The sequence below is a fragment of the Lutibacter sp. genome (genome assembly GCF_016342705.1).
In the GTDB taxonomy this organism is placed as follows: Bacteria; Bacteroidota; Bacteroidia; order Flavobacteriales; family Flavobacteriaceae; genus Lutibacter.
On the sequence record NZ_JAEINV010000013.1, the window covers coordinates 77,321 to 88,229 of the forward strand.

A 10,909-nucleotide genomic window follows, 5' to 3' on the forward strand; every position below is an offset into this window, starting at 1 on the left:
TTTAATTTTATACAACTTCTGCAACAACAAAAGTACTACCGCCAATAAAAATTAAGTCATTTTTACACCCATTTAATAATGCCTGAGAATAGGCAGAATTTACTGATGGATAAACATTCCCAATTAAATTATATTGGATGCATTTTTGCTGTAATTCATTAGCCTCTAATCCCCTAGGTATATCTGGTTTACAAAAGTAATAAACTGCTTCTTTTGGAAACAAATGTAAAATCGTTGAAAGATCTTTATCATTAACAACGCCAAAAACAAAATGTAACGTATTGTACTTTTCTTCTTTTAATTGGTTTAAAACATATAACAAACCTTCTTTATTATGACCTGTATCGCAAATTGCTCTAGGATTTTCATTAATTTGTTGCCATCTTCCAAGTAAACCTGTATTTTTCACAACATTATTTAAACCTTTTTTTAAATGCTCTTCTGAAATAGTATATCCTTTGGAATTTAATACTTGAATAGTTTGAATAACAGTTTTAATATTATGTTGTTGGTAAATACCTTTTAAATCTGATTCATATATTTCCTTGTTGTTGTTTTTGGAAGCAATATAAATTTCAGCATTACATTGCTTTGCTTTTTCATTAAACACATTAAAAATTTTTTCTTGATATTCTCCAATAACAACTGGAATTTCATTTTTAATAATTCCAGCTTTTTCAAACGCAATTTCTGGTAATGTTTCGCCTAAAAACTGTGTATGATCTAATCCAATATTGGTGATAACCGAAACTTCAGGAGTAATAATATTGGTTGAATCTAATCTACCTCCAAGGCCAACTTCAATAATAGCAATATCAACTTTTTGTTTTGCAAAATATTCAAACGCCAAACCAACGGTCATTTCAAAAAAAGACAAACTATGCGTTTCAAAAAATAGTTGATTTTTCTTTACAAAATTTATGACATCAATTTTTCTAATAACTTCACCGTTTATTTTAATGCGCTCTCTAAAATCTTTTAAGTGTGGAGAAGTATACAAACCTACTTTATAGCCAGCTTCTTGCAAAACAGACGCTAACATGTGGCTTGTTGATCCTTTACCATTGGTTCCAGCTACATGAATGGTTTTAAACTTTGTATCTGGATAATTTAAGTGTTTAGATAGTGCAATGCTATTGGTTAAATCTTTTTTAAAAGCTGTTTTACCTTGCCTTTGAAACATTGGCAATTGTGAAAACATCCAATTTAGGGTGTTTTTGTAATTCATTGTTTTAAAGGTGGAGTAAACGTGTAAATTAGCTTTCCTGACTGTTTAATACTCGCATTACTATCGGATGACCATTTGGCACTTAATGCCGCTTCTTTTGCTTTTTCTAATAAACAAGTATTGATTATCGTAGTCCCTTTTGCACCAGAAGTTGCTTTAATAATTTTTCCATTTTTATCAACCTCGATTGCAACAACTACCACACCTTCTTCATTACTGTTACAAGGCTCAAAATTTGGTTTTGGTTTACTTAAAAGCTTTCTGTCCCCAAGCGAATCACCATTTCCTCCACTTCCTGCATTTCCATAATAACCATTGGCGTTTGGATCTCCGGTGGTTTTACCTTTATCGCCTGCAGTATTGTCATTTCCTTCTCCACCACTTGCTGTGCCATTTGAATTACTCACTCCTCCAATTAAAGCGTCTAGTTTTTTACGCTTAGCATCTTCTTCTGCTTTCTGTTTGGCTATTGCATCTTGCTTAATTCTTTCTAGCCTAGCCATTTCATCAGCCCTTTTTTTAGCTTCAACTTGCTTTTTTATAGCAATTGCATCTTCGGTATTTTGAGTAAGTACTTCTTCTATTTTTGTAGTGGCACTTTCTAAAACTTTCTCTTCAACAATTTGTTCTTGTTGTTCTGCTATTTCTTGAGGTGCAGATTTTAATGGTTCTGTTGGTTGTATATCACCCATCCCAACATCTGAAGTTCCAAAATTTACAGCAATTCCAAATTCTTCTGGAGGATCAAGATACCTCATTCCAAAAAAGAATAAAGCAACCATTAACAAGCACATAAGTACGCTTGTTATTGCTGCCGACTGTCTTTTATATTTTGTGTCTAAAAAGTTCAATTTCTTATTTTGGTCTAACTGCTAAAATTACTTTAAATCTATTTCTATTGGCAATATCCAATACTTTTACAGCATACTCAATTGGCACACCTTCTTCTGCTCTTAAAATAATAGTTGGATTTTCTTTACCCTCTAACAATACCAACAATTCTTGTTCCAAAGTTGCTTCAGTAGTTTCTTTACTATCAATATAATAATCTAATGCTTTTGTAATACTAACGGCAATAGATTTTTTATTTTCGGTTTTACCACTTGCTTTCGGTAATAAAATATCTAACGCACTTGTAGTTACTAATGTTGAAGTTATCATAAAAAATATGAGCAATAGAAAAACAATGTCAGTCATAGATGACATGTTGAAGTTAGGGTTTACCTTATTTCTTCCTCTAATATCCATATTATATTGGTTCGTTTAGTAAATCTAAAAACTCCACAGATTTAGCTTCCATTTCGTAAACCACTTTATTAGTTCTAACTACCAAATGATTGTATTGCACATACGCTATAATTCCTACAATTAATCCAGCCACTGTAGTTGTCATTGCTGTATATAAACCATCAGATAACATTTTAATATCTATTTGTCCGCCTGCATTTGCAATTTCATGAATGGCAACAATCATACCCACAACAGTTCCTAAAAACCCTAACATTGGAGCTGCACCAGCAACTGTTGCTAATACACTCACATTCTTTTCTAACTTATATATTTCCAATCTTCCGGCATTTTCAATGGCGGTATGAATATCTGCTAATGGCTTTCCTATTCTTGAAATCCCTTTTTCTACAAGTCTAGATGCTGGAGAATTTGCCTGCGCACATAATACTTTAGCTGCATCTAATTTTCCATGTGAAACATAGTCTCTAATTTGATTCATAAAATTACTATCAGTTTGTGAGGCAGCTTTTATAGCAAAAAAACGTTCAAAATAAATATATAATGACACTGCTAGTAATACTAATAATATTGCAATAATAATTTGCCCTCCTAAACCTCCATCCATTATTAAATTATAAATAGAAAGTGTTTTTTCTTCAGAAATAATTTCTGGAACAACTTCACTAGTCTCTTGAATTATATTTAATGCCATATATTTTATTATTTGTTCTTTTAATTAACGAAAGTACGATATGAAAATTGTTTAATTATCAAAAAAATGAAAATTTTTATAATTACTAAACAAAGTAAATATATAATTAACTTAGTGCTTAGTAATTTAAAATGATTGTAATACCATAAACGTTACAGCTCCTGACAAAAAACCTAAAACTGCCAACCATGTTATATTTTTTAAATACCAAAAGAAATTGATTCTCTCCATTCCCATAGCAACAACACCTGCTGCTGAACCAATTATTAACATACTACCGCCAGTCCCTGCTGAAAAGGCTATGAAATGCCACAACATATCATCAGTACCATGTTGAAACATACCAATACTTGCCGCAACCAAAGGCACATTATCTATTATTGATGAGCTCACTCCTAATATTAATACAACTATATCCAAATTTGGAATTGTAACGCTCAGCCATTTAGAAAATTCAAATAAATTACCAACGGACTCCATTGCCGCAACAGCCATTAATATTCCTAAAAAAAATAGTACGCTTGGTAGTTCAATTCTTGACAATGATTTTTGAAGTGGGCTTATATGAGTACTTTCATTTTCTAAAGTTGTCAATTCAAACTTTTTTCTACTTAAAATCTCAGCAATTGCAGCAATCACTGCTAATGAAAACATCATACCCAAATAGGGTGGTAAATGAGTAATTGTTTTAAATATTGGTACAAATACAATTCCACCTAACCCTAAATAAAACATTAAACTACTATGAGTTGATTTTTGTTCATTCTCCACAACAACTTCCTCTAAATTCCCTTTAAAAATAGGAAGAAATGATGCTATGACTACAGGAACAATTATTGATATTATTGAAGGCAAAAATAAGCTTTCAATTAATTTTACTGCAGTAACTTTATTTGCAATCCATAACATAGTTGTTGTTACATCTCCAATTGGCGACCAAGCTCCACCTGAGTTAGCGGCAATAACAATTAAACTAGCATACCAAACACGTAATTCATTAGATTTTACAATTTTTCGCAGAATTGAAATTAAAATAATAGTTGCCGTTAAATTATCTATCACTGCAGAAAGAAAAAAACCAATTGCACAAAATACAACAATCAGCTTTCTTTTACTTTTGGTTTTAACAAATCCCTTAATTGCTGAAAACCCATCAAAATGGTCAATAATTTCAACTATTGTCATTGCACCAATTAAAAATATTAAAATCTCAGTGGTTTTACCAAAATGATGCAACAAAGTTTCATTAAAATCTGCTATAACCAGAGTTTTCAAGGCTTCATCTACAATATAAATATTAAAATTTCCAACTGAAATAAAAGCCCACATAAGCACCATCATTGATAATGCGGGAATTAATTTGTCAATTTTTAAAGAGTGCTCCAATGTTATGGCTAAATAACCCATAACAAATATTAGAATTAAAATATTTTCCATATAAAAAAGACTATAAAAAGTTAATTTGAATACTAAAATAAATTCATTAACAAGAAAGCTAGATTAAAATACATTAGAACTACCCAAAGTAAGCAGCATATCTAATTCTTTTTGAAAAAATTTGAAGAATATTTTTACCAATTTCATAGAAAAAAAATTCCTCCTAGTTAGAAAGTAATTTTATTTTCTTACAATTTATTTAAAAATAATTAATCTCAAAACTTATATTTATCAGAGCTATTATGTCTTTTTTAATTTATTGATTTAGCGAAATAAATGTACAGTTTTTTTTAAATTAAAATGAAAATAACAAACAAAAAAAAACCGAGATAAAAATCTCGGTTTGTCAATATTAAAATTGTCTTAAAAACATAAAAGTTAAAGCTCCTACAATAAATCCAATTGCTGCAAGCCAAGCAATATTTTTAAAATACCAAAAGAAATTAATTTTTTCCATTCCCATAGCAACAACTCCTGCTGCTGAACCTATAATTAACATACTTCCTCCTGTACCTGCTGAAAATGCAATAAAGTGCCAAATATGATCATCTAGTGGTTCTTGAAACATTCCCATACTTGCGGCAACTAAAGGAACATTATCTACAACTGCAGAACCCAAACCTAAAAGCATAATAACCACATCTGTATTTGGAATAATAGTTTTTAAATGTTCTGCGCCAATAAATAACATCCCTAACGATTCAAGGGCTGCAACAGCCATTAAAATACCAAAAAAGAACAATACACTAGGCATTTCAATTCTTGATAAGGATTTGTGAACTGGGCTATGAAATCCATGAGAATCATCTCCTTCATCATCAATTGCATGTGAAATGCTAAACTGAGATCTGCTATATATTTCTGCGAAAATTCCAACCACAGCTAAAGACAACATCATACCAACATAAGGAGGTAAATGAGTAACTGTTTTAAAAATTGGCACAAAAATTATTGCTGACAAACCTAAATATAACATTGTTGGTCCATATTTGCTTTTAGCTCCTACTTCTTCTCCTTCAACAATATCTAAATCTCCTTTAAATGGTTTCATAAATGAAGCAATTAAAACTGGAACAATAACGCATAATAATGAAGGAATAATTAAATATTCAATCAATTTTCCAGAAGTTACTTTTTTACCAATCCAAAGCATTGTTGTTGTAACATCTCCAATTGGTGACCAAGCTCCACCCGCATTAGCGGCAATAATTATTAAACCTGCAAACCACAAACGAGTTTCTTTATCATTAATAATTTTCTGTAGAATAGTAATTAATACAATTGTTGCTGTTAAATTATCTATAATTGCAGATAAAATAAAGGCAAGGGCTGCAAAAATCCACAATAGTCTTTTCTTGTTTTTGGTTTTAATGTAATTTTTAAACGTTGCAAAACCATCAAAATAATCTATAATTTCAACAATTGTCATAGCTCCTAACAAGAAAAATAAAATTTCTGCTGTTTTTCCTAAATGGTGCAACAAAGTTTCTTCTAATAAATGGTGCTTTTCTTCACTTGTAAAATTAGAAAAACCATCAATTAAGGCATGAGCTGCAGAATCAAACCAATTTGTAAAATTATCAATCCCAAAAGCTACAATAGCCCAAAGTATTGCCATCATACCTAATGCAGGTATTAACTTATCTAATTTTAAATTGTGTTCTAATGTTATTGCTAAATAACCTAAAATAAAAATTATTATAATGAGTGTTTCCATATGATTGTTTAAACTAGTTGATTAAGTGCTATTTCAAAAGCTGTTTTACAAATTTCTTTTTTACTATTATTTTTCTGATATGTTTTTTCCAATGCTTTTTTAATAGTATTTGATGTATCATCAAAAATAGCACTATCCTTCATTGGTAATTCAATTTTTGATTCCATTAAATATGCAAATACTCTTGCAATACCACAATTAGAAATAAAATCCGGCAGCAAACTTACTTTTTTATCTGCAAATTCCATTATAGGGCCGAAAAATATTTCTTTATCTGCAAAAGGGACATTCGCTCCTGGTGAAATTACTTCTAAACCAGACGCAATCATTTTGGCTACTTGTTCTTGTGTAACCAAACGTGAAGCAGCTGCAGGAATAAATATTTCTGACGGCAAACTCCAAATTTTCTCATTTATTTCTTCAAAAGCAATTAGACTAGCGTTATTTAACTTATTTTTATCTTTATGTAAAAATAAGTGGGTCATTTCTTCCATTGAAAACCCATTTTCATTTATTAAACCTCCAGAAATATCAATGATTCCAACAACTTTAGCACCCAATTGTGTTAAATAATAAGCTGCTGCTGCCCCAACATTTCCAAAACCTTGAATTATAGCTCTTTTCCCTTCTAATTTTCCTCCGTAAATATTATAATAATGTTTCACAGCTTCAGCAACGCCATAACCGGTTAACATATCGGCTACTGTATATTTTTTAGACAAGTCTGGAGAAAACTTTTTATCTTCAATCACTTTAATAACTCCATGACGTAATTGACCTATTCTATTAATTTTTTCAGCTTCAGTAGGTTTAAAATGCCCATTAAAAACACCTTCTTGTGGATGCCAAACACCACAATCTTCAGTCATAGGAATAACATCGTGAATTTCATCAACATTTAAGTCACCACCTGTTCCGTAATAAAATTTTAATAGTGGAGAAACTGCTTTATACCATCGTCTTAAAACTTCTTCTTTCCTTGGGTCGTTTGGATCAAAATTAATACCCGATTTTGCACCACCTATTGCTGGGCCAGATACTGTAAACTTCACTTCCATAGTTTTAGCTAAAGAAAGCACCTCATTCATATCCAATCCTTTACGCATTCTTGTTCCTCCTCCTGCAGCACCACCACGTAACGAGTTTATTACTGTCCAGCCTTCTGCTTCTGTTTCTTGGTCTTTCCAATGAAACACTATTTCTGGTTGTTTATTTTCATACTTTTTTAATAATTCTTTCATGTTTTAATGTTTATAAAATCAAAATTCATTTAACTATTCAATTGTTTGCTTAAATTTTATTCTTTTAAAAGAAGTCACAATTGTGTCATAATTATATTGATTTAGAATTATTATTTTTTAGTAACAATGGCAACAAATATAGTAAAAACTATACTTGTTTTAAGAAGATTTCTCCAGAACTATGGTCTTTTTTTGCACCAGTAACACTGCTTAAACAATTCACCTTATTTTCATTACGCAATAAACCTAAAAAAGCAAAAATTAAAGCTTCCTTATAATTAATTATATCAGAATCAGGAATTACGATAATGTTTTTTGTTGAATTTTTAAGTTCTTCAATTAAAAAAGTATTAAAAGCTCCTCCACCCGTAATTAACAAACTAGAATTTGAGCTATTATCTAAAAAATTCAATATTTGAAAAACAATATGGGCTACAAAAGTTCTTAAAACATCCTCCACTTCTAATTGATAATTATTAATAATTGGAAAAATTATTTCTTTTACAAACTCAAAGCCTAAGGATTTTGGTGTTGGTGCTTTATAAAATGAAATTGCATTTAATTCATCTAGTAAATTTTGATGAATTTCACCCGTTTTAGCTATATTACCACTTTCGTCAAAATTGAAACCTATCATTTTTGAATAATGGTTCAAAACAATATTTACTGGACAAATATCAAAAGCAATTCTTTTATTTTTTTCTTGAAATGAAATATTTGCAAAACCGCCTAAATTTAAACAGTATTTATATTGGAAAAATAACAATTGATCTCCAATTGGAACCAACGGTGCTCCTTGTCCGCCAAAAGCAACATCTTGCGTTCTAAAATCACATATTACATTTAAACCAGTAACAGAACTAATAGTTTGTCCATCACCAATTTGAAGAGTATAACCTTCATTCGGTTTATGAAAAATAGTATGCCCGTGTGAAGCTAGAAAATCAATTGTTGTTATAATATTTTTTGAAATAAATGTATTCACCGCTTCACCTAAATATCTACCATAAGTTATGTTTAACGCAACAATTTCATCGGCTGAAGCTGTAAAAGCATTTCTTAAAGTATGCTCCCACTCTGTAGTATATGGAATAGTTTCACAGAAAATTATTCTAAATTTATAACCACTTCTATCTTTATAAATTTGTGTATACACAATATCTAATCCATCTAAAGACGTGCCGGACATAAGCCCAATAATATGCCAAATTTTATTATTCATACTTCAAAAATAACGATTTCTAATATGTTACATATTTAACAATTTTTTAGGTATAAAAGACTTATATTTGATAAAAAGTACCACTAAATAACAAAATTTTATCAATTATGGATTTTAACTTATCGGAAGAACAAATAATGATCCGCGATGCAGCTCGCGATTTTGCTCAAGCTGAACTGCTCCCTGGCGTAATTGAACGCGATGAAAAACAACAATTTCCTGCTGAACAAATTAAAAAAATGGGAGAACTTGGTTTTTTAGGAATGATGGTGGATCCAAAATACGGAGGAAGCGGTTTAGATACAGTTTCTTATGTATTAGCCATGGAAGAAATATCTAAAATAGATGCATCGGCTTCTGTTGTAATGTCTGTTAACAATTCATTAGTTTGTTGGGGCTTAGAACATTATGGTACAGAAGAACAAAAACAAAAATATTTAATTCCTTTAGCAAAAGGAGAAATAATAGGTGCGTTTTGTTTAAGCGAACCAGAAGCTGGCTCTGATGCAACATCACAAAAAACGACCGCCATAGATAAAGGAGATTATTATTTGTTAAACGGTACAAAAAACTGGATTACTAATGGTAACAATGCAAGCATTTATTTGGTAATAGCACAAACGCATCCAGAAAAAATGCATAAAGGAATTAACGCCTTAATCGTTGAAAAAGGAATGGAAGGTTTTGTGGTAGGCCCAAAAGAAAATAAATTAGGAATTAGAGGTTCTGATACACATTCATTAATGTTTACAGATGTAAAAGTTCCAAAAGGAAACAGAATTGGAGATGATGGTTTTGGTTTTAAATTTGCAATGAAAACATTAGCTGGAGGAAGAATTGGAATTGCTTCACAAGCCTTAGGAATTGCATCTGGCGCTTATGAATTAGCATTAAAATATTCTAAAGAACGCAAAGCCTTTGGTAAAGAAATTAGCAAACATCAGGCAATTGCATTTAAATTGGCAGATATGGCTTTACAGATTGAAGCTGCACGTCACCTTTGCATAAAAGCCGCTTGGGAAAAAGACCAAAAACTAAACTACGATTTAAGTGGCGCAATGGCAAAATTATATGCTGCCGATATGGCCATGCAAGTAACTATAGAGGCGGTTCAAATACACGGTGGTTATGGATTTGTAAAAGAATATCATGTAGAACGTTTAATGCGCGATGCTAAAATTACGCAGATTTACGAAGGAACTTCTGAAATTCAAAAAATCGTAATCTCCAGAAGTATTTTACAAGATTAAAATAAGTTGGGCGTGCCGGCAATAAAAATTACCGGCACGTCTTTCACTAAATCTTTTGCAAAAAAGCTAAAGGATATCGTTTCAATCGCTCACGCAAAAAACAAAAAAACCTCTTTCAAAGAGCTTTTTTTGATTTTTAAATATTAATTGATACTTATACTCTATATGTATCAGCCTTCCAGTTTTTAATTAACTTTTTAATTTCCTTTTCTGATAAGGTTTCTTTTTCTGCTCTATCAACCAAAGCAACAATTTCTGTATCTGAAGCAAAACGTAAACCTATAATTTGTCTGGTAGTTATTTTACTACTTAACGGCTTGCCGGTTAGTATAAAATAACGAAGTTTTTCTTCAGCTCTAATAGCTCTATCCTGAGCTTTTAAAGCAAATGCTCTGATATAATAAAATAAGAGTAAAAAAATAATTGAAACCAATATTAATAAAGAGGCCGAATATAAATTTTCTTCACTAGATTTTATAAAATTTCTGATAGCTCCAATTAACAAAATAACAATTGCTAAAAATGCGACACCATGGAAACCAGCTACCAACCGAGCATGGTTTTTAAAATTCTGTTCTTTCATAAATAATTTTTTTAATTTATATTAGTAAATATAATATTTTAACTTGAATTAGAGAATAAGTAACTTATATCAAATAACTAGATCCATAAAAAGTAAACAATAACACTAATAATATCTTGAATTTATATAATTTATAGAGATAGACCTATTGAGAATAATTCAATAACGCAATAAATAAGAATTTTTATTAGAAACCATTAAAACCTTCTAAATAAAACGTCAATAAAAATTTAGGGGAAAGTTCAAAAAAAAACCTTCAACAAAAAAGTTGAAGGTTTTCAAAAGAAAG

The 10,909-nt window shown here is 30.5% G+C and carries 10 protein-coding genes; 1 reads left to right on the forward strand and 9 read right to left on the reverse strand.

The window, feature by feature from the left end:
• Nucleotides 1-7: 7 nt before the first annotated feature.
• The 8 genes from JEY78_RS12420 to JEY78_RS12455 form a co-directional block, all read right to left on the reverse strand.
• Nucleotides 8-1,228 (reverse strand): folylpolyglutamate synthase/dihydrofolate synthase family protein, encoded by a 1,221-nt coding sequence (locus tag JEY78_RS12420; protein WP_291851772.1) that lies wholly within the window; start codon nt 1,226-1,228, stop codon nt 8-10.
• A complete protein-coding gene (locus JEY78_RS12425) occupies nt 1,225-2,079 on the reverse strand; it encodes an energy transducer TonB (protein WP_291851775.1) in 855 nt (284 codons plus the stop codon). The genes JEY78_RS12420 and JEY78_RS12425 overlap by 4 nt, the downstream gene beginning before the upstream one ends.
• A 4-nt stretch (nt 2,080-2,083) precedes the next feature.
• Nucleotides 2,084-2,476: a biopolymer transporter ExbD gene (locus tag JEY78_RS12430; RefSeq protein WP_291851778.1), complete on the reverse strand. Its 393-nt coding sequence runs from the start codon at nt 2,474-2,476 to the stop codon at nt 2,084-2,086.
• Between the two features lies 1 nt (nt 2,477).
• Nucleotides 2,478-3,170 carry a MotA/TolQ/ExbB proton channel family protein gene (locus JEY78_RS12435; protein WP_291851781.1) on the reverse strand — a complete coding sequence of 231 codons (693 nt, stop codon included), beginning with the start codon at nt 3,168-3,170 and terminating at the stop codon, nt 2,478-2,480.
• 126 nt (nt 3,171-3,296) lie between these two features.
• Nucleotides 3,297-4,607, reverse strand: coding sequence for a sodium:proton antiporter NhaD (gene nhaD, locus JEY78_RS12440; protein WP_291851782.1), 1,311 nt, complete (start codon nt 4,605-4,607; stop codon nt 3,297-3,299).
• 352 nt (nt 4,608-4,959) lie between these two features.
• Nucleotides 4,960-6,324 carry a sodium:proton antiporter NhaD gene (nhaD, locus tag JEY78_RS12445; protein ID WP_291851787.1) on the reverse strand — a complete coding sequence of 455 codons (1,365 nt, stop codon included), beginning with the start codon at nt 6,322-6,324 and terminating at the stop codon, nt 4,960-4,962.
• 8 nt (nt 6,325-6,332) lie between these two features.
• A complete protein-coding gene (locus JEY78_RS12450; RefSeq protein ID WP_291851790.1) occupies nt 6,333-7,565 on the reverse strand; it encodes a Glu/Leu/Phe/Val dehydrogenase dimerization domain-containing protein in 1,233 nt (410 codons plus the stop codon).
• Between the two features lie 148 nt (nt 7,566-7,713).
• The gene (locus JEY78_RS12455) at nt 7,714-8,787 is read right to left on the reverse strand and encodes an anhydro-N-acetylmuramic acid kinase (protein ID WP_291851793.1); all 1,074 of its coding nucleotides are present in this window, start codon (nt 8,785-8,787) and stop codon (nt 7,714-7,716) included.
• Nucleotides 8,788-8,894: 107 nt separating this feature from the next.
• Between JEY78_RS12455 and JEY78_RS12460 the strand changes: the two genes are divergently transcribed.
• The gene (locus JEY78_RS12460) at nt 8,895-10,037 is read left to right on the forward strand and encodes an acyl-CoA dehydrogenase (RefSeq protein WP_291851797.1); all 1,143 of its coding nucleotides are present in this window, start codon (nt 8,895-8,897) and stop codon (nt 10,035-10,037) included.
• Nucleotides 10,038-10,191: 154 nt separating this feature from the next.
• On the opposite strand, the gene JEY78_RS12465 is transcribed toward JEY78_RS12460, so the two are convergent.
• Entirely contained in the window at nt 10,192-10,620 is a 429-nt protein-coding gene (locus tag JEY78_RS12465) for a DUF6526 family protein (protein WP_291851800.1), read from the reverse strand.
• Nucleotides 10,621-10,909 lie beyond the last annotated feature (289 nt).